The sequence below is a fragment of the Sporosarcina sp. JAI121 genome, assembly GCF_013408665.1.
Classification (GTDB): domain Bacteria; phylum Bacillota; class Bacilli; order Bacillales_A; family Planococcaceae; genus Sporosarcina.
Window position 1 is genome coordinate 1,407,151 of record NZ_JACCCL010000001.1, and the last position, 22,308, is coordinate 1,429,458.

A 22,308-nucleotide genomic window follows, 5' to 3' on the forward strand; every position below is an offset into this window, starting at 1 on the left:
CAGATGGACTTGCGATTAAAGTAGTAGTTTTTCCAACATAACTGACACTTCTCTCGGTCGGATTCCATCTTGATTCTCACAATATTGCAGAAAAGGCATTGTATTAATGTAATGGAAAATGAGGGAGACATAAGATAGTTATCGATGTGTAGAAAGTGCATGAATCGGAAAATGGGGGATCCAATTCAATTTTCAGTCGTTGAAGATGAAACCAATCACATGCCTTGTAACACTAAAAAAATTCTAGACACCGAAACATGTTGAAGTGTTTCAATGCCTAGAATAAGTGGGTAGGTTGTCAGGTGGCTTGACATAGATTAACTGGATTGTTTTGGGTTGCCAGCTTAAAATTCAAAGTGTTTAGTGATGTAATCCTTCACTTCTGAAATTGGCATCCGGACTTGTTCCATTGAATCGCGGTGACGTACGGTCACTTGACGATCTTCTTCGGAATCAAAGTCATACGTAATACAGAACGGTGTACCGATTTCATCTTGACGGCGATAGCGTCTGCCGATGGATTGTGCGTCATCATATTGGACATTGAAATGTTTGCGAAGTTCCGCGTATACTTCATCCGCACCATTCGCTAGTTTCTTCGACAAAGGCAGAACTGCAGCTTTTACAGGTGCAAGTGCCGGGTGGAAGCGGAGAACAGTACGTTTGTCATCGCCATCCAGTACTTCTTCATCAAATGCATCGCAAAGGAATGCCAGTGTTACGCGGTCTGCTCCTAGGGATGGTTCGATGCAATAGGGTACGAATTTTTCGTTGGTTACTGGATCTTGGTAGTGGAAATCTTCCCCTGAATGCTCCATGTGCCGTTTCAAGTCGAAATCGGTACGATTCGCAATGCCCCACAGTTCACCCCAGCCGAACGGGAATTTGTATTCGATGTCAACAGTCCCGTTCGAATAGTGGGAGAGTTCGTCTTCGTCGTGTTCGCGCAGGCGCATATTGTCTTCCGTCAATCCAAGGTTCAACAACCACTGTTTTGAAAAGTCGCGCCAGAACTCGTACCATTTCATGTCTTCTCCTGGTTTACAGAAGAACTCAAGTTCCATCTGTTCGAACTCACGCGTACGGAATGTGAAATTCCCCGGTGTAATTTCGTTACGGAAGCTTTTTCCGATTTGCGCGATACCGAAAGGCATTTTCTTTCTCATCGAACGCTGAACATTTTTAAAGTTTACGAAGATTCCTTGTGCAGTTTCGGGACGAAGGAAAATTTCGTTCGCTGATGAATCCGTGACGCCTTGAGATGTTTTGAACATCAAGTTGAATTGGCGGATTTCTGTGTAATCCAAAGCTCCGCATGTAGGGCAGACAACTTTATGTTCATTGATCAGCTCTGCCATTTTTTCAAATGACAGACCGTCAACGATCATTTCAATTCCTTTGGCATCAAGTGCATCCTCAATCAATTTATCTGCACGGTGACGCGTGTTACATTTTTTACAGTCAATCATCGGATCATTGAAGTTGCCGATATGACCTGACGCTTCCCAAACTTTCGGGTTCATTAGAATAGCCGAGTCAAGACCGACATTATACGGCGATTCTTGAATGAATTTTTGCCACCAAGCTTTTTTGATGTTGTTCTTCAATTCGATGCCAAGCGGACCGTAATCCCAAGTATTCGCAAGACCGCCATAAATGTCGGATCCTGGGAATACAAAACCTCTCTGCTTTGCTAAGTTTACAACTTGTTCCATTGACATAGTAAATCCCTCCAATTAAAATAAGCACCCATCCCTGGACAATAAGTCCAGGGACGAGTGCATGATGCCCCGCGGTTCCACCCTAATTGGCTGTGTTGTATAAACAGCCCTCTTTACTAATGCATTAGCTCAAGGCCGCCTTTTCATGTCGATACGGGCTTTCACCATCCCCGTTCGCTTCAATTTGACATTACTTATAAACCCATCTTCGCCTATTCGATTCTAATTCAGTTTAGCATGGTTCTTCTTTCTTCGCAATAGCGCACGACTTCGTATATAATAATCAAGGATAAACAATTGAACGCTTAGGGCGGTGACTTATATGGAACTGAATAAGCGCCAGACGGAGATTTTTGAAATCGTTAAAGCTGACGGTCCAATTACCGGCGAACAAATCGCGGAAAGGCTCAAGCTGGCGAGGGCAACAATCCGTCCTGACTTAGCCATATTAACGATGGCAGGTTATTTGGACGCGAGACCGCGCGTAGGATATTTCTATTCGGGAAAAAGGCCTGTCCAATCGGTGGCTGACAGTATGATTGGCATGAAAGTACGTGATTTTCAGTCGATTCCGGTCGTTGTGGAGGAGAACATATCCGTCTATGACGCAATTACCCATATGTTCCTTGAAGATGTGGGAACTTTGTTTGTAGTCAACGGATCATCCCATCTTACAGGGGTCCTATCAAGGAAAGACTTATTAAGAACCAGCCTCGGCAACAATGAGTTGGAAAAAATACCTGTCCATATCATAATGACCCGAATGCCGAATATAACGTACTGTGGAAAACAGGATACACTTCTTCATGCGGCAAAAAAAATGATGGATAAGCAAATAGACTCGCTTCCTGTAGTAAAAGACAATGGGGGCGGTCTGGAAGTTGTAGGTAGGATTACGAAAACAAACATTACCGCAGCCTTCCTTTCACTTGCGGATGACCACGAATTATGAGGGGGATACTATGAGAAAGTTAACCTTATTCATCGTTTCCGACTCAGTCGGGGAAACGGCCGACCTTGTAGCCAAAGCGGCAGCGAGTCAATTCAGGCAAGGGCTTGAAACGGTTTTGATGAAAAGATTTTCGCATATTGAAGAAGAGTCACAGATTGATGAAATCGTCTATTTAGCGCAACGGGAAAATGCCATTATCGTCTATACACTGGTAAAAAGTACCATGTGTCAGAAACTAAAGGTAGAATGCGAAGCAAAAGGACTTCAATGCATCGATCTATTAGGTCCGATCATCAATCGAATCGGCATCGAACTCGGCGAAAAGCCATTGGAAGAACCTGGATTGGTTCGACAGCTTGATGAAGATTATTACAAAAAAATTGAAGCAATTGAATTTGCAGTAAAATATGACGACGGCAGGGATCCGAGAGGGATACTGAGAGCGGATATTGTTCTCGTAGGTGTTTCAAGAACTTCGAAAACGCCGCTTTCGCAATATCTTGCTCATAAACGATACAAAGTGGCGAATGTTCCGCTTGTACCCGAGGTCGACCCGCCGGAAGAGCTCTACATGATAGATCCAGAAAAATGCTTCGGGCTTGTCATATCACCGGAAAAACTGAATTTCATCCGCAAGGAACGGCTCATTGCCCTTGGTTTGAAAGATGATGCGAATTATGCAAGGGTGGATCGGATTGAAGCCGAGATCAGCCATTTCAATAAGGTCGTTTCAAAAATTGGCTGTACGGTGATTGATGTGACGAATCGCGCTGTTGAGGAAACGGCAAATGTTATACTTAATAAACTTGTGGAACGCAATCGACAATAGAAGCTTATCCACAGTGCTGAAGAAGGACCTCCTGTTCATACGGGGTGGTTCTTCTTTTGCGGATACTTCGAAAAAAGTTTTTTTGAAAAATGAGGCCTATTTGGAGATAAAGATTTTCAATTAGTGTAATATGAGAGATTCTGAGTATAATCGAAAATATTTTGTCGAATTAGAAGGATTTTTGAAATCCACCTCGAATTCAATGTTGATAGAGTGGTTGGTGATAGGATGACGAGAATACCAGAAGAGACTATAGAAGCCGTCCGATCAAAGACTGATATCGTAGATTTAATAGGGGAGTTTGTACAGCTGACAAAAAGGGGAAAGAACTGGTTCGGTTTGTGCCCGTTCCATGGAGAAAGCACGCCTTCCTTTTCCGTATCGGAAGATAAACAGCTCTTTCATTGTTTCGGTTGTGGTGCTAGCGGCAATGCGATTACATTCGTCATGGATATCGAGAACAGTCCATTTTCCGAAGCGGTCGTAAAATTGGCCGAACGGACTGGCATAGAGATTGATGTAGCGGTAAGTGAAGGCCCCCAAGCCAGGCAAAACAACGAATTTAAATCTATGCTTGAAGCACATGCTCTTGCAACAAATTTCTATAGTCATCTACTATTAAACACTGTAGAAGGTGAAGAAGCACTAGAATATCTTGAAAAAAGAGGGTTTACGCGGGACAATATCGAAAAATATGGAATCGGGTGGTCACTTAATGATAACGAAGCGTTATCAAGTCTCCTGAAACGTAAAAGTTTTAATATGAAAGAAATGGAACGAGCTGGATTGTGTATCATGAAAGATGATGGGACAGGCTATTTTGACAGATTCCGTTCACGTATTATGTTTCCGCTTCGTGACGATAATGGAAACGTTGTCGCATTCTCCGGAAGGATATTATCGGGTTCGAAACAAGAAGCAAAATACTTGAATAGTCCTGAAACGCCGATATTCGAAAAGAGTCAAATCTTGTACAATTTTCACAATGCACGTCTTAACGTCCGTAAAACGGGTAAAGTAATACTGTTTGAAGGATTTATGGATACAATTTCGGCAGATCGTGCCGGTGTAACGAATAGCGTTGCGGTAATGGGTACATCTTTATCAGATACGCATCTCCTTAAGCTTAAAAGAATAGCTAAAGATATCATCATCTGCTGTGATGGTGATGACGCCGGATGGGAAGCAGCCAAACGATTTGCGGGTATGGTTACGCGGAAAGGGATGGATGTTCAAATCGCCCTTCTGCCGGGGAAAATGGACCCGGACGACTATATTACAGAATTTGGCGGGGATGCTTTTCGCGAAAAAGTCCTCGGTAATCCGCATTCATTCATGTCATTCATCATGGCATATGCTAAACGTTCCAAGAATTTATCATATGAAAACGATGTATTGCAATATATCCATGAAGTACTGGAAGAATTGGCAAAGCGATCATCGCCGGTGGAACGGGATTTGTATATCCGGCAGCTTTCAACAATAACGGGTGTTTCCGTCGAGGCGATTAATCAGCAGTTCATAAAAATGGCCGGGCATCAGGCGAAAAGGGAAAAGGTTGAACCGGACCGCGAAGAGCCGGTTCGTTCCGGAAATGCTGTACCGCTTCAAAAACAAACAGTCACCGAACGCGCCGAGCGATTGTTGCTCCATCATCTGCTGAATGACGGCGCCCTTTTCGACCGTTTACGCGAGGACAAGGAAAATCTGTTCAACCGGGAGGAGTATGTAGCTATCTTCATTCGACTTGCCGGGTTTTACGAACAACACGGAACACCTGATTTCCACAGGTTCGCTGAGTCTTTGGAAGACCGGGAACTTAGGAAGGTCGTTCTGCAATCCGCTATGGTGGAAAGAGATCCAGAACACGCGGAAGAAGAAATAGCAGACTGTATCCGTCATTTGAAAAGATATCGAATCAGTTTGACAATCCAGTCGAAAATGCACGAATCAAAAGAAGCTGAAAAAAAGAATGATCATACCCGGGCGCTGGAGCTGGCCAGGGAAATTATACAGCTCCGGAAATCATTGACGGTAATGTAGTCGTATTCCGGTGTACTAAGGAGGAACGGGTAAGATGAGTAAACAAGAGAAATCCGAAGATATGGAAATTGAAATGACCGTTGAAGATGTGAAAGCGAACCTGTTGGAGGCCGGAAAGAAAACAGGCGAACTAACGCTGGATGAGGTAACAGAAAAGTTGTCAGTTTTTGACATGGAGCCGGAACAATTCGAGGAATTCCTTGATTTGATAGAAGTGCAAGGGATTGAGATGGATCGAAAAGCCGATGAAGAAGCTGGAGAAGAAGGCAAAGTGGTGACAGAGGAAAAGTTCGATTTGAATGACCTTAGTGTACCGCCAGGCGTCAAAATCAACGATCCGGTCAGAATGTATTTGAAAGAAATCGGCCGTGTAGACTTGTTGACAGGGGCGGAGGAAGTTGAACTCGCAATCCGTATTCTTGATGGTGATGAAGAAGCTAAAAAACGACTTGCAGAAGCGAACCTTCGACTTGTCGTCAGTATAGCGAAAAGATACGTGGGACGCGGCATGCTTTTCCTCGACCTGATTCAAGAAGGGAATATGGGGCTTATAAAAGCGGTAGAGAAATTCGACCATACAAAAGGCTTCAAATTCAGTACGTACGCAACATGGTGGATTCGGCAAGCAATCACCCGCGCAATCGCGGACCAGGCCCGTACAATCCGGATTCCAGTGCATATGGTAGAAACTATCAATAAATTAATTCGTGTCCAACGGCAATTGCTGCAAGACCTCGGGCGTGAACCATCTCCGGAAGAAATTGGTGAGGAAATGGATTTGACTGCGGAAAAAGTGCGTGAAATTTTGAAGATTGCACAAGAGCCCGTTTCATTGGAAACGCCGATCGGTGAAGAAGATGATTCCCATCTTGGTGACTTCATTGAAGATTCCGAAGCCCAGTCTCCATCCGATCATGCAGCATATGAGCTACTGAAGGAACAATTGGAGGATGTACTTGATACATTGACGGACAGGGAAGAAAATGTCCTGCGTCTACGGTTCGGTCTCGACGATGGCCGTACGAGAACACTTGAAGAGGTCGGTAAAGTGTTCGGCGTCACACGTGAGCGGATCCGTCAAATTGAAGCGAAAGCACTTCGTAAACTGCGCCATCCATCCAGAAGCAAACGTCTAAAAGATTTCCTTGAATAAAAGATTGCATCGGCGAACCATGTGCCGGTGCTTTTTTCACTATACATATCCTGAGCGACTGAATGGCGCTCTCCACTTTTCCTATATTTATCAAGGAGCGATCAAATACATGCATCCACAGCGAAAAAAGATGATTATTTCTGAAATCAAGTATTGGAAAATAAACAAGCTGTTACCTGAGCATTACTGTGATTTCCTTATTACTCTTTATGCGCAAGGAGAAGAAGAAAAAGAAACGAAAGCTGCAGAAGGGATACTTCTTAAAGAGAAAAGAAGATATAATCTGATGCTATTAATACTTTCCTTACTAACAATATTTGTCGGTGTTTGCATGTTCGTACTTATTCGTCACCCCGAATTGACGATTACTCTTACAGCGATTGTTTCATTCCTTTTTTTAATGTCGACCTTACGTAAATCAACTATTCAATCTGATATTGCACCGGTTCTATACATATTGACATCATTCATGTTGCTGTTAATGTCCCTAAAGTTATGGGGTGTCTTTTTTGAAGGGCAAGTGATGCTACTCGTTGGATTGCTCATTTTAAATTGTGTACTTTGGCTGTTTGCTGGTCGTTTGCTTAAATTGCTTTATTTCACAATTTCGGGAGCAGCTGGACTTCTATTAATCATCGGATTCCTTTTATTTCATTCTAAAGTCTAGTAAACTTTCACTATTTACTGTGAAAGCGTTGGACAATTCGTTATAATTGAAATTGTAAGCGAAAGCGTTCACAGCAAAGGGGATGAAGATGTTGAATTTCGATTTAACTGAAGAACAGCAGATGATAAAAAAAATGATCCGGGAATTTGCAGATGAAGTTGTTGCACCGGGGGCAGTCGACCGTGATCGGTCAAAGAAGTTTCCAGTGGAAGTCTTTAAACAGCTTTCCGGCATGGGAATGATGGGCTTACCGTTTTCGGAAGAATACGGCGGTGGAGGGGCTGATACGATCAGTTTCGCTATCGTGACGGAAGAACTGAGCCGCGCATGCGCGTCGACGGGAATCACTTATTCCGCTCATATTTCATTAGGAGGCGCTCCGCTCAATCTGTTTGGAACCGAAGCACAAAAACATAAATATTTGACTCCTATTTGTACAGGCGAATCATTCGGTGCATTTGGATTGACAGAATCGAATGCAGGATCGGATGCGGGGGGGACGCAGACGACAGCAAAAGAAGACGGCGATGATTATGTCATCAACGGATCTAAGATGTTTATCACGAATGCAAGTTATGCCAAGCATCTTGCAATTACCGCTATTACGCGGAATGAAGGCGGCAAGAAAGAAATAAGCGCAATCATTGTACCAACCGATGTAGAAGGTTTCACAGTCATTGATAATTATGAAAAAATGGGGCTTAATGCTTCCAACACTACAGAGCTGGTGCTTGACAATGTTCGTGTGCCGAAAGAGAACCTGCTAGGCACTCAAGGCAACGGTTTCCGGCAATTCCTCGTCACTCTTGACGGAGGGCGCATTGGAATCGGCGCTATGGCTGTAGGAATTGCTCAAGCTGCGTTTGACCGTGCGCTACGCTATTCCAAAGAACGTAAACAATTCGGTAAAGTGCTTTCCGAATTTCAAATAACCCAATTTAAGTTAGCAGACATGGCGATGAAAATTGAGCTCGCACGAACTATGGTACATAAAGCCGCATGGCTGAAGGATCAGGGGCGTCCATTTTCAAGAGAAGCTTCCATGTGTAAATTATATGCGTCGGAAATCGCTATGGAAGTTGCGAGTGAAGCGATTCAAATCCATGGAGGATATGGGTATATGAGGGAATACGAAGTTGAACGCTATATGCGAGATGCAAAACTTCTCGAAATCGGGGAAGGCACTTCGGAAGTCCAAAGAATGGTCATCGCCAGATTGATTGGCTGCTAAGAACAAATGCGAAAGCGGCTAGTTCAATGCCTCCCTATTGGAGGACCACTAACTTGAAGACTGAAGCGACACGAGGGGCCAGGCACTGAATACTAGACGACATAACTCCAACTGGCAACTTAGACACAATATGAGCGTTTTATCATTTCTAGGTTTATATAATAAAAGTGCTAAAGACACCCGCAGCAAAACAACAGCAAAATGTTTGTCGAATTTGTCACAAAGAGCGAAAAAATCAGCGATATCCCTTTCAGTTTTCATTGGGATACAGTACAATAATAGTTGTGTACTGTATTCATTACAGAATAAATCCTGATGAAGGAGGGTAATTCAATGAGTAAAAATCCAATAGTGCCTTATATCCTGATTTTTGCGCTTGGTATCGGACTTATTTTCTTCATGTCTATTTATGGACTTGATCAGAAAGAGGAAATCGCGGGACAGGGTGAAGAGGGAAAAACTGAAGAAGCTGAAGGTGCGGCGGATTCTGCGGAATTTGACGCTGAAGCGGTTGCTCAAGGTAAATGTATCGGCTGTCACGGTGGCGATCTTACGGGTGGAATGGGACCAGCTTTGGCTGGAACAAAACTATCTAAGGATGAAATTAAAACCATCATCAAAGAAGGTGCTGAAGGCGGAATGCCAGGCGGACTAATAACTGATGATGCCGAGCTTGACGCAATGGCAGACTATATCTTATCACTTAAATAAGTAGAAACGAGCAAAAAGCTGTCAGTCAGCAGATATATCTGTTGACTGGCAGCTTTTTCGAATTCAAAGATAGTGCAAAAACTTCCGAATTCCTATACACTACTAGCTAAGAAAGGCGGCGAAAAAATGAATTCAGAACGATTATCCAACAGATTAGAGGCGGTCGCTTCTTTCGTCAACAAAGGGGCAGTCGTTGCAGATATCGGCAGTGATCATGCCTATTTGCCATGTTTCCTTATACATACTGGAAAAGTAAGAAAGGCTGTAGCCGGGGAAGTGGCAAAGGGGCCTTATGAATCTGCAGTGAAAAATGTACTGCGTGAAGGTTTGTCGGAAGTTATTACAATACGTTTGGCAGATGGTCTATTTGCCATCGAAGAAAGTGATGCTGTCGATACCGTGACGATTGCGGGGATGGGAGGTCCGCTTATCGCAACGATTTTGGATCGGGGTAAGGAACGACTGGCTCATATAAATCGCATCATTACACAACCGAATATATATGCACGGGCTATTCGTGAATGGGCAGTCGTTAACGGCTGGAAAGTTGCAGACGAGCGAATTCTGAAAGAAGATGGCAAATTATATGAAATAATTGTGTTGGAAAAAGGGCAGTCGGCGTATGGTGAATTGGAATTGATGGCGGGTCCCATATTGCTTGATTCAAAAACGGATGTATTCTACGAAAAGTGGGAAAACGAGATGGTGGAATGGAAACGCGTACTTGACTCACTCGAAAAGGCGTCGGAAACAGATGCTATAAAAACGAAAAAAGCACAGTTGAAAAGTCATATCGATTTAGTTGGAAAGGTGTTGGCGACGTGAAAAAAGTTAATGGTCATGAGGTAATTGAACTTTTCGAACAATGGTCACCAAAACGCTTCGCGATGGATGGGGATCCAATCGGTCTTCATATCGGCCAATTGAATCGCCCTGTGGAAAAGGTGCTCGTTACTTTGGATGTCAATGAAGAGGTGATCGATGAAGCGATTGAAAAAGGCGCCAGTCTCGTCATCGCACATCATCCACCGATCTTCAGGCCATTGAAAAGTCTTAAGACGGATACACCGCAAGGCAGAATGATCGAGAAATGTATTAAAAATGATATTGCCGTCTATGCGGCACATACGAATCTGGATGTTGCCCCAGGGGGAGTAAACGATATGTTAGCTTCCAAACTTGGACTAGTCGACACGGAAATAGTGGAGCGGACATTTTCTGAACCGCTTTACAAAATGATCGTCTTCAGTCCGCTATCGCATTCAAACGACATCCGGCAGGCGCTGGCAAAAGCGGGTGCGGGTGCAATCGGCGATTACGCGGGATGCAGTTTTAGTTCCACGGGCATTGGTCGCTTCACGCCTACAGAGGGAGCCGATCCATTCCTCGGTGAAATCGGGAAAGGCGAAGAGGTCAAAGAAGAAAGAATCGAAGTTGTTCTTCCTGGTTCGCTTCGCAGTAAAGTGCTGAATGCAATGTTGAACGCCCATCCATACGAAGAGCCTGCTTATGATTTTTTTGCACTTGATCAGCGGTCGAATGAATATGGACTCGGCCGTATCGGGAAACTTCCTGAAAAAACGACTCTTGCACAATTTGCCGAACTTGTTAAAACTATCTTTAAGGTTCCAGCATTGCGATTTGTCGGTGATCCAAACAAGGAAATTCATAAAGTTGCGGTATTGGGCGGGGATGGCAACAAATACATCGGAGCCGCTAAACGCAGTGGAGCGGATGTTCTAGTGACGGGTGATTTATATTATCATGTTGCCCATGATGCCGAAGCGATGGGGCTCGCCGTCATAGACCCGGGCCATAATATCGAGAAAGTGATGATTAGCGGTGTCGTGGATCATATGCATTCAGCATGCAAGGAAGCTGGTTATCATGTGTCCTTCATCGAATCGGTGGTCATCACTGAACCATTTACATTCATATAAGTTGAAATAAAGAATTCCATTGAATCACTGCAGCGCTAGGGGATGCTTCCAATCATAAGCCAGGTAACTTCGCCGTCGGGCTTATGGCTTCGGCTACCTCTGTTAAGGAACCTTCGTTCAGTTTATAAACCGGATTCAATACTTGAACTTATTTAGTTAGTGAACCATGACGAAAGAAACCGGCCTCTGCAATGGGAGGCCGGTTTCTTCAAGTTGTTGCGTAAGGTTCAATTCGTTCGACAGGGGTGGGATTTTTAATTTTTGGAAGAATTTTTTCCAATTGAAATTTCCGTTCCGGGATATGTGTAGCTGGATCTTCGGGATTGAAATTCTCGAGGAATGAAATCACTTCACGAACTATTAAAGTCGGAGTGGAAGCACCCGCTGTGACACCAACAGTTTCGATACCTTCCAACCATTTCACATCAAGTTCCGATACATCCGAAATTCGATACGATGGTGTGTCGGCAATCTCAACGGAAACTTGTGTCAGACGGTTCGAGTTATTGCTCATTGGATCCCCAACGACAATTAAAAGTTCTGTTTCGCCGGCTTGTTGTGCGACGGCTTCCTGTCTAACTTGTGTAGCAAGACAAATTTCCTTATGAACTCCGATATGTGGATATTTTTCTTTAAGTGCGTCCATAATGTGAACGACATCCCATTGACTCATCGTCGTTTGATTCGTCACGAGCAGTTTGTCATTTTTCACGTCCAGTTTTTCGACGTCTTCAATAGTTTCAATCAGATGCACCGCATGAGGCGCCACACCGATTGCACCTTCCGGCTCAGGATGATTTTGTTTGCCGATGTAAATGATATCGTAGCCATCTGAAGTTTTTTCTTTGATAAGATCATGGGTAACGGTTACGTCCGGGCAAGTTGCATCAATCGAAACAAGGCCTTTTCTTTTCGCCAGTTCACGCACTTCCGGAGAAACGCCGTGTGCTGTAAAGATAACCGTGCCCGTTTCGACTTGCTCTAGGATCTCTAAACGATTTTCCCCGTCGAGAGTAATGATTCCATCCTCTTCAAATGCATCCGTAACGTGTTTATTATGGACGATCATTCCCAATATATATATGGGTCTCGGCAACGTCTTGTCGAGCGCCGCGTTTCTCGCGATGATCATTGCATCGACAACCCCATAACAGTAACCCCTTGGGGTAATCTTTAATACTTTCATGCAGTCTCACTCCTCTAATAGGATCTATCATCCATTATAGCGGAGTCGGGCGGCGGATTCAAAATTATCGGATGGGCGGCTGGAAGATACGGGGGACAGATGGACCGGGCGGCGTATTTGCAACCGCTGATTGCGCGGCGGACGCTACTCCACTTGCGGCCGACCCAGCGGAGGCACCGGCCGATGGGAGCGATTGGAAACCTTTATACAATCTCCACATTGCAGGCAAGTTTTGAACCATTGGCGCAAATTGCTGAACCATTGGTGCGAATTGCTGGGCCGTGTTCAAGAAGCGGTTAGCTGTTTGCATATACGATTCCATTTTTGATGGACCTTGCTGCATCCCTTGACCGGACGTCGGCCCGCCAAACGGATTGTTGGCCGGACCGTTCATGAATGGTTGTCTGGGTCCTTGCCCCTGCCCTAATCGAGGGGGCGGACCGAAGCCCGTTTGTCCCATAGAATTCGGGGGTGGTTGGTGTCGTGCGAACGGATAAAAGGATTCATACCTCATAACTATCTCCTTTCTATAAATAAGAATGGACTTTCACATACTATACTATGCGAAAATCGCATACGGCGGAACGAAATCGTGTTACAATAGGTGTACATTAGGAGGGTTACGTATGTCTAAATTTACAGACTATCAATTCAAACCATTTTTACGCGAAGCAATCGGGAGGCTCGGTTTTGAGAAGCCGACACCGATACAAAAGGAAATTATACCGCTCATCCTTAAAGGGACGAACGCAATCGGACAAGCACATACAGGTACGGGGAAATCACACAGCTTCCTAATTCCGGTATTGGAACGGACAGATACAACTGTCGATGAGCTGCAAGCGGTTATTACAGCTCCGACAAGAGAGCTGGCGACGCAATTGTACAATGAGCTCGCTAAAATGACGGAAGGCACAGATGTGCGCAGTTCACTGCTAATCGGCGGTACGGACAAGCAACGGTCCATCGGGAAGCTGAAATCGATTCCTCATATCGTAGTAGGAACACCTGGGCGGATCAATGATATGTCCGAAAATGGAGCGCTTGCCATTCATACTGCAAAAATATTAGTGATTGACGAAGCGGATCTTGCATTCGACATGGGCTTTATCGAGGATATCGATAAGTTTGCAGCGAAAATGCCCGCTAAACTGGAAATGTATGTCTTCTCAGCGACGATTCCGGAAAAACTTAAACCGTTTCTGACTAAATATATGGAATCGCCTGTTCATGTGAAAATCGGTGAACGAAAACCATTGACGGAAGGGATGCACTACTCTCTTGTTCCTGTCCGCAGCATGAATAAAAGGAAGAAATTGTTGGAAGTAATGCAAGGCATCAATCCTTATTTGGCGATTATCTTTATGAATACAAGGCAAAATGCCGAAGGACTGGCTACTTATCTAGCTGAGAACGGCATTAAAGTAGGAAGGATACACGGTGATTTAACACCGCGTGAACGGACGCGGATGATGAAACAAATCCGTGACCTTGAATTCCAATACATTGTAGCGACGGACCTTGCAGCCCGCGGAATCGATATTCCAGGTGTCAGCCACGTCATCAACTTCGAGCTGCCTGATGACCTCGAGTTTTTCATCCACCGCGTTGGACGTACTGCACGTGCAGGGCTTAAAGGGACTGCGATTACTCTGTATGAACCATCTGAAGACGATAAGGTGGTCAGAATTGAAAAGATGGGCATTCCTTTTGTTCATGAAGAAGTGAAAAAAGGTGAGTGGGTCGAGGTAAAAGAGCGCCATGCAAGAAGAAACCGTGTAAAAGAAGAAGATGATATCGACCGTAAAGCGATTTCGTTCGTACAAAAACCATCGAAAGTGAAACCGGGCTATAAAAAGAAAATGGCTCAGGAAGTAGAAAGGTTCAAAAAGCGGGAAAGGAGATTGAAACGTAAAAAATGACAAACAATCAACCATTATTACTTGGATCCCATGTATCTATGAGTGGAAGCAAAATGTTGCTTGGGGCAAGCCAGGAAGCTGCAAGTTACGGAGCGACCACTTTCATGATCTATACCGGGGCTCCTCAGAACACACGCAGGAAACCGATTGAAGAATTGAATATCGCAGCGGGTCAATTGAACATGGAGGAAAATGGACAATCCAATATCGTCGTCCATGCACCTTATATCATTAATATCGCAAATACATTTAAGCCCGAGACATTCAGACTCGGTGTCGATTTTTTGCAAATGGAGATTGAACGTACCGCTGCACTTGGTATTGATCAAATTGTTCTTCACCCGGGCGCGCACGTAGGGGCTGGTGCCGAGCTAGGGATCGCGAAGATCATCGAAGGGCTGAACGAAGTCCTATCCCAGGACTATCCAGTACGCATCGCACTCGAAACGATGGCGGGGAAAGGGACTGAATGCGGTCGTAACTTCGATGAAATTGCCGCAATCATCAACGGCGTAACGCATAATGAGCGTTTATCGGTTTGTTTCGACACATGCCACGTTCATGATGCCGGATATGATATCGTAAATGATTTTGAAGGTGTACTGCACGAATTTGATAAAATTGTGGGCAAGGAAAGAATTTCCGTCATCCATGTCAATGATAGTAAAAATGAGTGCGGTGCAATGAAAGACCGTCATGAAAATATCGGATTCGGTCATATCGGTTTTGAACCACTTTCTTATATTGTTCATCATGAAGGTTTCCAATCGATTCCAAAAATTCTTGAAACACCGTTTGTAGGTGCAGATCCGAAAAAGAAATCGGCGCCATATAAATTCGAGATTGAAATGCTCAAAGAAACATCATTTCAACCTGAAAAGATTGATCTGTTAAGAGGATAAATTGAACCTCCCGTCTGCAAAGAGTCTATATGCAGACGGGAGGTTTTTGTTAAGAAGTGTACAGACACTTTTTACTTGGTGGAATCCAAATACTTCTTGAATAGAATTTCAGTTTTTTTATCACCGATGGCCAACCGGATTTTATTGATGAAGGCTTCCGGTACCCCCGTAAAAAGCCAATGAAATGAAATTTCATCAAGCAATGGACGCAAAGCCCTTATTTCCGACTTGGAAAAGTCGATTCCGTATTGCCTTGCAATGATTTTGACTTCCTCATCACTTCTCATTTTCACTTCATTTAACAGTTGAACATAATCCACAAATGATTCCTTCTTTCTTAAATGGTTGTATCCCTTCGTGTCTTGGTTTATAATTTGACGAGTGAATCGTAATGATTCCTGTTTCAGGGAAGGGATAGTAAAATGTCAACTAACATTATTCAGCTGGACGATGTCAGTTTCAGTTATGAACAATCAATCGCCCTTGATCATATTTCCCTCCAAGTTGGAGATGGGGAGTTTTGGGCATTGATAGGGCCGAATGGTTCCGGTAAATCAACCCTTATCAATATTATTCTTGGACTCTTACGGCCATCCAGCGGCTCGGTGAAACTGTTTGGTGCGGATATCGATTCATTTAGACACCGCGAACGGATTGGTTATGTTTCTCAGAAATCCAACTCGTTCAACTCTGGTTTTCCCGCGACCGTCCTTGAAGTTGTGAGAAGTGGATTGGCTCGTAAAGTAGGGTTATTTAAAAGTTTTTCAAAAAAAGATGAGCACCGAACAGTAGAAGCACTCCGTATCGTTGGTATGGCGGACTTTGCAAAGCGAAATATGGGTGAATTATCCGGTGGTCAACAGCAGCGTGTGTTCATAGCAAGAGCACTTGCCGGTGAACCGGATCTTCTAATCATGGATGAGCCGACGGTTGGAATCGATCAGCAGAACGTCGCATCATTTTATTCTATGCTCAATAAATTAAATCGTGAGCATGGAATTGCAATCTTGCTTGTGACACACGAAATCGACCTCGTCACCGATCTTGCAACGCATGTGGCCTGTTTGAACAGAACCATCCATTTTCACGGTAGACAGTCCGAGTACAAAAAAATGGAAGATGACGATATTTCCAGATGGTATGGACATCCTGTCCGGCGCGTCCACCAGCATAAGGATGAGGTGGAACGATGATCACTGATATTTTATCGTATGAATTTCTTCAGAATGCTTTTCTGTCCGGTTTGATCATCGGCGTCATTGCCCCTTTGCTCGGTCTATTCATCGTCGTCAGACGTCTTTCGCTAATCGCAGATGCGCTCAGTCATGTAGCGTTGGCGGGTATCGCCGGAAGTCTTTACCTAAGCCAACAAGTTCTTTTTTTCGCTGCATTGAACCCGGTTTATCTAGGAATTGCGTCAGCCGTAGGTGGGTCGTTACTGATTGAAAAATTGAGGGGAGCTTACCGTCATTATGAAGAATTGGCGATTCCGGTAATATTATCGGCAGGAATCGGTCTTGGTGCTATTTTCATTTCGTTATCAAAAGGGTTCGGCTCGGATTTAATCGGTTATTTATTCGGTTCAGTATCTGCGGTCAGCAGGCAGGATCTGCTCGTCGTTATCGTAATTGCAATCATAGTCATCGTCTATATCCGGTTTCTTTATAAAGAACTGTTTGTACTGTCATTCGACGCAGAGTACGCGAAAGTTTCTGGTATAAATCCGCGGTACATCCAGATGGTCTTCATGATCATCACGGCGTTAGTCATTGGTGCGTCGATGCGGATTGTCGGCATTTTGCTAGTGTCATCACTTATGACGATTCCGGTTGCGGCGGCTATACAGCTCGCAAAAAGTTTCAAGGGGGCGATGATCTACTCCATCGTATTCGGAGAGTTGGCGGTCATAATTGGACTAATCACTGCCTATCATTTGGATATCGCTCCAGGGGGAACGATTGTCATCACATCAATACTTATTTTATTAGTAGTACTTGGCTGGAAGAAAGTCCAGGGCGGACGGAATGTCCGTGCAGCGAAGGGGGAGTTGGTATGACACTCGATGAGGCATGGCGTATCCTTCAGGAAAAACAATTTAAGCGGACAAAAAACAGAGATACGATATTACAGTTCTTTTCGGAGAATGACCGCTATTTGACAGCGCTCGAAGTGAAAAACTTCATGGAAGAGGATAATCCGGGAATAAGTTTTGATACGATATATCGAAACTTATCGACCTTTTCAGACCTAGGTATCCTCGAAGAGACAGATTTAAACGGGGACCGCCATTTTCGGATGCAATGTGATCCTGGCGTTCACCATCATCATTTCATCTGTACGGCATGCGGAAAAACTAGGAGTATTTCACATTGTCCTATGGAAATGATTACTGTCAACCTACCTGATTATGAAGTAGAAGGGCATAAATTCGAAATCTATGGCAAGTGTCCTTTATGTGTTGCGAAATAAAAAAACGGTGTGAGCCTCTAACGCTAGAGGTTCACACCGTTTTATCATTTAAATGGAAGCTTCTACTATGGGAAATAACTGCTTGATCCATTTGTTTGCTTCCTGCCAATCAGACACGCGGATGACACCGTCAGGAATCGGCTTCCGGTTATACGGCGTATCAAATAGAATGACTGGAATATTTAGCTCTTTATGGATTTCTACAGCATTATCATGCTTGTCTTCAAAAAAAGCATGAACACCGAATTTTTTTGCCGTTTCAATCTTATAATGGCTTCCGACAAGTTCGATATGATCGTACGGGATTTCCTGTTGTTTGAACCAGTTCAGTGTGGAATCGTATACATGATGGCCCCGGGCGGAAATATAGTACAGTTCAAACTGTGCTTGCCAATCGGTTAAAATGTCTTTGGCATATTCTTGAGCGGGAGACGTTTTGTAAATATGCGGCTCCGCACTTTTATACCAATCATAAAAATTTTTTTCATCTACTGTAAATGCCTTTGTCAGGTCATATTCTTTGATATCATCAAGAACCAGATTGCAGCCGAACTGCTCGTTTATATGCGGCAATAAAGAAGTGGGGCATGTCACCGTTCCGTCGATATCAATACCGAAGCGGAGACTCCTCATTCAACTTTCCCACCTTGCAGGAGTAGTTCTTCTTGTCTTTTCTTTTCAAAATATTCTTCCGCAAGTTTATCGATTTCGACTTTTAACTCTTCGACCATCGTCTCTTCCGGAACTTTTCGGACGGTTTTACCTTTCATAAAGAGAAGTCCTTCGCCGCGTGCGCCTGCGATTCCGATATCCGCTTCGCGCGCCTCACCCGGTCCGTTGACCGCGCAGCCGAGCACTGCAACTTTAATCGGAGCTTTTATGTGGGAAATATATTCTTCGACTTCATTCGCGATTGTAATGAGGTCGATTTCAATCCGACCGCATGTAGGGCATGAAATTAGCGTAGCTGCGTTTGACGAAAGACCGAATATCTTCAACAATTCACGTGCCACTTTAATTTCTTGAACAGGATCGGCACTCAGCGATACCCGCATCGTGTTGCCGATGCCTGCTGATAAAAGGGTACCGAGACCCGCCGCACTTTTAATGGACCCTGAAAACAGCGTCCCTGACTCAGTTATGCCGAGGTGTAATGGGTAATCGAATGCTGCCGCCGCTTTCTGATACGCTTCAATCGCTAAATTTACATCGGAAGCTTTCAATGACACGATGATATCGTGGAAATCGAGGTCTTCCAATATTTTGATATGGTGCAGTGCACTTTCCACCATTCCGTCGGCTGTCGGGTAGCCGTATTTTTCAAGGATCTTTTTCTCAAGGGATCCGGCATTTACGCCGATACGAATCGGAATGCCTTTTGCTTTCGCAGCATTGACGACAGCTTCGACTTTTGCCTGTCTACCGATGTTACCAGGATTGATGCGAATCTTATCCGCCCCTTGTTCGATGGCGATTAACGCTAATTTATAGTCGAAATGTATGTCTACCACAAGCGGAATGTTAATCCGTTTTTTGATTTCGCCGATGGAATAGGCTGCTCGCTCGTCAGGACACGCAACACGGACAATTTGACATCCGGCCTCTTCCAAACGTAGGATTTCCGCGACTGTCGCTTCGATGTCATGTGTCTTAGTAGTTGTCATACTCTGGATGAATAACTCGTCACTGCCACCGATTGTCAGGTTACCGACCCGGACAGGACGTGTATTTGCTCTGTTTATCATTGCACTCATTTATTTCTCTCCTTAGTTGGCCATAGCCTCATAACTATAGCTATTTTAGCAATCTTCATAGTGAAAAGACAAGGGACAGCCCTTATCGATTGTACTCTATGCATTTTTCGGTTTGCGTACCTGATAATGGAAGTACAATTTTTTCACCGCCGACAATTTGCTGGTTTTGAAGATGAGGATTCAAGGAATAGAAGGAAGACAACCTATCGATAAATCCGGTTTCAGCATCGGGATACAGTGCGAACAATGTTTCAATCGTATCACCGTCGACTGTAGAGACGGTGATGGTTTTGATTTTTTCTTCTTCACATTGTTGCTGTTGTTCATTGACAAAAGAAGCGAGCGGGATTGTACCTTCCACCAAATCGAGTCGTATGAAATGGAACGTTGCGAATAATAGAACTGCGAGTAGTAGTATTCTCATGGAAATTCCCCCTTCCGCCACTATATGCACGGAACAGGGAAATATTCATTGAGGCATTTTGGGATAATATCTAGCCGCGGCAGCAATATAAGCAAAATGGACAACAGCTGTGAATACCGTACTGAAGGTTTTCAGTGACGGCAGGAAATCAAGTCCAATTGTCAAAAGTATAGGAACGGTAACCGCAATAGCGGAAGTTCTCCATATATGGCGGTATTCCCCACGTCTCTTCATCAATTTTAGCAAAAGTAAGCCTATGTAACCTAAAATACTGATTTGGATGAATATGAAAGAAGTACTGATGACAAGCTGCAACAAAAATGCAATCGGATAGATGAGACCGCCGATTGTTTTACCGTGCTCCATCTGTTCAGGCGTTGATTCGAATAAAACAGCATCTCCGCCAATATAGCGGATGAAAGATAACAATGTAAATAACGCGACAAAAACGAAAACATAACGGAATACCTTTCCTATCGGTAAAAGGCGAAATGCCGCCAGTTTTTTCGGTTCATGAATCGCTGATTTGAAAAGCTGTTGGAACTTCACTTTATGACCTCCTTCATCTACAACAGTCTATCATTTTACAAAGCAGTTGTGTTTACAACTATATTCGACAGAATGATGACATTTCGTAAACCAATTGTTAAGGGAATGTAAAGATTCGGCTACTTCTATTTACAATTGGGGATTGCTATCCCCATAATGGGATGCGTACATAAAGCATACACAATGGAGGTTGACTGCGTAATGGAAGTGAACTGGCAGGAAATGCTGTTCCAGTTTCTAGGCGGGCTCGGAATTTTCTTGTTCGCGATAAAGTATATGGGGGACGGCCTTCAAAAAGCAGCGGGGGACAGGCTGCGTGCAATCCTTGACCGTTTCACGACAAACCCGTTCATGGGTGTACTGGTCGGAATTATCGTTACCGTTTTGATTCAATCAAGTTCGGGAACGACAGTCATTACAGTAGGTCTTGTGAGTGCCGGTTTCATGACTCTCCGTCAAGCAATCGGTGTCATTATGGGAGCAAATATCGGAACTACTGTTACGGCATTCATCATCGGTCTTGATGTCGGGGCCTATGCGCTGCCGATCATGGCGGTCGGAGCATTTCTTATTTTCTTCATTAAGAAAAACCAAATTAAAAACCTTGGGGAAGTCATTTTTGGCTTCGGCGGACTTTTCCTTGGCCTCGAATTGATGAGTGGAGGTATGAAGCCGCTTCGGGAATTAGAAGTGTTCACTGATATGATGGTATCGATGAGCGATCAACCGATGCTTGGAGTAGTTGTTGGGACGGTATTCACATTGATTGTACAAAGTTCGAGTGCAACGGTCGGTATTTTGCAGGGTCTTTATGCCGAAAATCTCGTTAATATCAATGGAGCACTACCAATTTTATTTGGTGATAATATTGGAACAACGATTACAGCTGTTCTTGCATCAATCGGTGCTTCGGTAGCAGCGAAGCGTGCTGCGGCAACACACGTATTATTTAATGTCATCGGAACGGTCGTCTTCATGCTGCTTCTCATACCGTTCACTGCATACGTCGAGTGGATATCAGGAGTGTTGGCCCTTGAAAATAAAATGCAAATTGCATTTGCACACGGATCGTTTAACATTGCCAATACTATCATCCAGTTCCCGTTAATAGGAGCATGGGCTTGGTTAGTGACAAAAATGATTCCAGGTGAAGATGTTACAATTGAATATAAACCGAAGCACTTGGACAGGCATTTTATAGAGCAATCACCTGCGGTCGCAATTGGACAAGCGAAAGAGGAAATCATTCGCATGGGCGATTTCAGTGTTCGCGGTTTGCAAGAGTCATTTGAATACTTGAAAACAGGCAATAAAAAGCATGCGGAAACAGCATATCAAATTGAAGATGCCATCAATAACCTGGACCGAAAAATTACGGACTATCTTGTTGAAATAACTTCAGTAAGCATTTCGCCGGTTGAATCTGCACGTCACTTTATGCTCATGGATACGGTGCGTGATATTGAACGGATAGGCGATCATTTTGAAAACATTATCGAACTCATTGACTATCGTGATGTCAACCGAGTAAAACTGACGGACGGTGCGATGAACGATCTATCGGAAATGTTTACGTTAACTATTGAAACTGTCCAGAAAGCTGTAGATTCACTCAACCTGAATGATATGGAACTGGCAAGAACGGTTGCAGAAAAAGAAGTTCTCATCGACAAGATGGAACGGAAATTCAGGAAAAATCATATTTTACGACTAAATGAAGGTCGATGTACGGCGCAATCAGGCATGGTGTTTGTTGATATCGTTTCAAACTTGGAGCGTGTCGGTGACCATGCTGTGAATATTGCGGAAGCAATTCTTGGAAATAGAGCATAAATGTTCGTATAGGAGGATGATT

Annotated in this window: 23 protein-coding genes; 15 read left to right on the forward strand and 8 right to left on the reverse strand. The window is 44.0% G+C overall.

Annotated elements, in window-relative coordinates; translation table 11 throughout:
• Positions 1-344: 344 nt before the first annotated feature.
• Entirely contained in the window at positions 345-1,721 is a 1,377-nt protein-coding gene (locus tag HDC33_RS06595) for a glycine--tRNA ligase (protein ID WP_179391685.1), read from the reverse strand.
• A 322-nt stretch (positions 1,722-2,043) separates the two neighbouring features.
• Between HDC33_RS06595 and ccpN the strand changes: the two genes are divergently transcribed.
• From ccpN to HDC33_RS06640, 9 genes are all read left to right on the forward strand, one after another.
• Entirely contained in the window at positions 2,044-2,673 is a 630-nt protein-coding gene (ccpN, locus tag HDC33_RS06600) for a transcriptional regulator CcpN (protein ID WP_218843171.1), read from the forward strand.
• Positions 2,674-2,683: 10 nt separating this feature from the next.
• Complete coding sequence (locus HDC33_RS06605; protein WP_179391687.1) at positions 2,684-3,502, forward strand: pyruvate, water dikinase regulatory protein; 819 nt, start codon at positions 2,684-2,686, stop codon at positions 3,500-3,502.
• A gap of 228 nt (positions 3,503-3,730) precedes the next feature.
• A complete protein-coding gene (dnaG, locus tag HDC33_RS06610; protein WP_179391688.1) occupies positions 3,731-5,545 on the forward strand; it encodes a DNA primase in 1,815 nt (604 codons plus the stop codon).
• Positions 5,546-5,579: 34 nt separating this feature from the next.
• The gene (rpoD, locus tag HDC33_RS06615) at positions 5,580-6,698 is read left to right on the forward strand and encodes an RNA polymerase sigma factor RpoD (RefSeq protein WP_179391689.1); all 1,119 of its coding nucleotides are present in this window, start codon (positions 5,580-5,582) and stop codon (positions 6,696-6,698) included.
• Positions 6,699-6,807: 109 nt separating this feature from the next.
• A complete protein-coding gene (locus HDC33_RS06620; protein ID WP_179391690.1) occupies positions 6,808-7,365 on the forward strand; it encodes a hypothetical protein in 558 nt (185 codons plus the stop codon).
• Positions 7,366-7,456: 91 nt separating this feature from the next.
• A complete protein-coding gene (locus HDC33_RS06625; RefSeq protein ID WP_179392657.1) occupies positions 7,457-8,596 on the forward strand; it encodes an acyl-CoA dehydrogenase family protein in 1,140 nt (379 codons plus the stop codon).
• 333 nt (positions 8,597-8,929) lie between these two features.
• Positions 8,930-9,307, forward strand: a complete 378-nt coding sequence (cccA, locus tag HDC33_RS06630) for a cytochrome c550 (RefSeq protein ID WP_179391691.1) — start codon at positions 8,930-8,932, stop codon at positions 9,305-9,307.
• Positions 9,308-9,433: 126 nt separating this feature from the next.
• Entirely contained in the window at positions 9,434-10,132 is a 699-nt protein-coding gene (locus tag HDC33_RS06635) for a tRNA (adenine(22)-N(1))-methyltransferase (RefSeq protein WP_179391692.1), read from the forward strand.
• Positions 10,129-11,247 carry a Nif3-like dinuclear metal center hexameric protein gene (locus HDC33_RS06640; RefSeq protein ID WP_179391693.1) on the forward strand — a complete coding sequence of 373 codons (1,119 nt, stop codon included), beginning with the start codon at positions 10,129-10,131 and terminating at the stop codon, positions 11,245-11,247. The genes HDC33_RS06635 and HDC33_RS06640 overlap by 4 nt, the downstream gene beginning before the upstream one ends.
• Positions 11,248-11,455: 208 nt before the next feature.
• On the opposite strand, the gene HDC33_RS06645 is transcribed toward HDC33_RS06640, so the two are convergent.
• A complete protein-coding gene (locus tag HDC33_RS06645) occupies positions 11,456-12,433 on the reverse strand; it encodes a 4-hydroxy-3-methylbut-2-enyl diphosphate reductase (RefSeq protein WP_179391694.1) in 978 nt (325 codons plus the stop codon).
• A 64-nt stretch (positions 12,434-12,497) separates the two neighbouring features.
• Complete coding sequence (gene vrrA / locus HDC33_RS06650; RefSeq protein WP_179391695.1) at positions 12,498-12,947, reverse strand: VrrA/YqfQ family protein; 450 nt, start codon at positions 12,945-12,947, stop codon at positions 12,498-12,500.
• 112 nt (positions 12,948-13,059) lie between these two features.
• On the opposite strand from vrrA, the gene HDC33_RS06655 reads away from it, so the two are divergent.
• Together HDC33_RS06655 and HDC33_RS06660 are read left to right on the forward strand one after the other, a co-directional pair.
• Positions 13,060-14,355, forward strand: a complete 1,296-nt coding sequence (locus HDC33_RS06655; protein ID WP_179391696.1) for a DEAD/DEAH box helicase — start codon at positions 13,060-13,062, stop codon at positions 14,353-14,355.
• Positions 14,352-15,257, forward strand: coding sequence for a deoxyribonuclease IV (locus HDC33_RS06660; RefSeq protein WP_179391697.1), 906 nt, complete (start codon positions 14,352-14,354; stop codon positions 15,255-15,257). Before HDC33_RS06655 ends, HDC33_RS06660 begins: the two co-directional genes overlap by 4 nt.
• Positions 15,258-15,328: 71 nt before the next feature.
• Here the strand turns inward: HDC33_RS06660 and HDC33_RS06665 are convergent, their stop codons facing one another.
• A complete protein-coding gene (locus HDC33_RS06665) occupies positions 15,329-15,577 on the reverse strand; it encodes a hypothetical protein (RefSeq protein WP_179391698.1) in 249 nt (82 codons plus the stop codon).
• A gap of 102 nt (positions 15,578-15,679) precedes the next feature.
• Here HDC33_RS06665 and HDC33_RS06670 point away from each other — a divergent pair, with 102 nt between their 5' ends.
• Genes HDC33_RS06670 through HDC33_RS06680 form a run of 3 tightly spaced genes read left to right on the forward strand, consistent with a single transcriptional unit; the run spans position 15,680 to position 17,726 of the window.
• Complete coding sequence (locus HDC33_RS06670) at positions 15,680-16,450, forward strand: metal ABC transporter ATP-binding protein (protein WP_179391699.1); 771 nt, start codon at positions 15,680-15,682, stop codon at positions 16,448-16,450.
• Entirely contained in the window at positions 16,447-17,313 is an 867-nt protein-coding gene (locus tag HDC33_RS06675; protein WP_179391700.1) for a metal ABC transporter permease, read from the forward strand. The genes HDC33_RS06670 and HDC33_RS06675 overlap by 4 nt, the downstream gene beginning before the upstream one ends.
• Positions 17,310-17,726 carry a Fur family transcriptional regulator gene (locus HDC33_RS06680; protein ID WP_179391701.1) on the forward strand — a complete coding sequence of 139 codons (417 nt, stop codon included), beginning with the start codon at positions 17,310-17,312 and terminating at the stop codon, positions 17,724-17,726. The genes HDC33_RS06675 and HDC33_RS06680 overlap by 4 nt, the downstream gene beginning before the upstream one ends.
• 48 nt (positions 17,727-17,774) lie before the next feature.
• On the opposite strand, the gene HDC33_RS06685 is transcribed toward HDC33_RS06680, so the two are convergent.
• From HDC33_RS06685 to HDC33_RS16795, 4 genes are all read right to left on the reverse strand, one after another.
• A complete protein-coding gene (locus HDC33_RS06685; protein ID WP_179391702.1) occupies positions 17,775-18,359 on the reverse strand; it encodes a 5' nucleotidase, NT5C type in 585 nt (194 codons plus the stop codon).
• On the reverse strand, positions 18,356-19,480 hold the full coding sequence (gene ispG / locus HDC33_RS06690; RefSeq protein ID WP_304625717.1) for a flavodoxin-dependent (E)-4-hydroxy-3-methylbut-2-enyl-diphosphate synthase: 1,125 nt from the start codon (positions 19,478-19,480) through the stop codon (positions 18,356-18,358). Before ispG ends, HDC33_RS06685 begins: the two co-directional genes overlap by 4 nt.
• 82 nt (positions 19,481-19,562) lie before the next feature.
• Positions 19,563-19,904: a hypothetical protein gene (locus HDC33_RS06695; protein WP_179391703.1), complete on the reverse strand. Its 342-nt coding sequence runs from the start codon at positions 19,902-19,904 to the stop codon at positions 19,563-19,565.
• A 45-nt stretch (positions 19,905-19,949) separates the two neighbouring features.
• Complete coding sequence (locus tag HDC33_RS16795; RefSeq protein WP_179391704.1) at positions 19,950-20,453, reverse strand: DUF1189 family protein; 504 nt, start codon at positions 20,451-20,453, stop codon at positions 19,950-19,952.
• Between the two features lie 201 nt (positions 20,454-20,654).
• Here HDC33_RS16795 and HDC33_RS06705 point away from each other — a divergent pair, with 201 nt between their 5' ends.
• A complete protein-coding gene (locus HDC33_RS06705) occupies positions 20,655-22,286 on the forward strand; it encodes a Na/Pi cotransporter family protein (RefSeq protein WP_179391705.1) in 1,632 nt (543 codons plus the stop codon).
• Positions 22,287-22,308 lie beyond the last annotated feature (22 nt).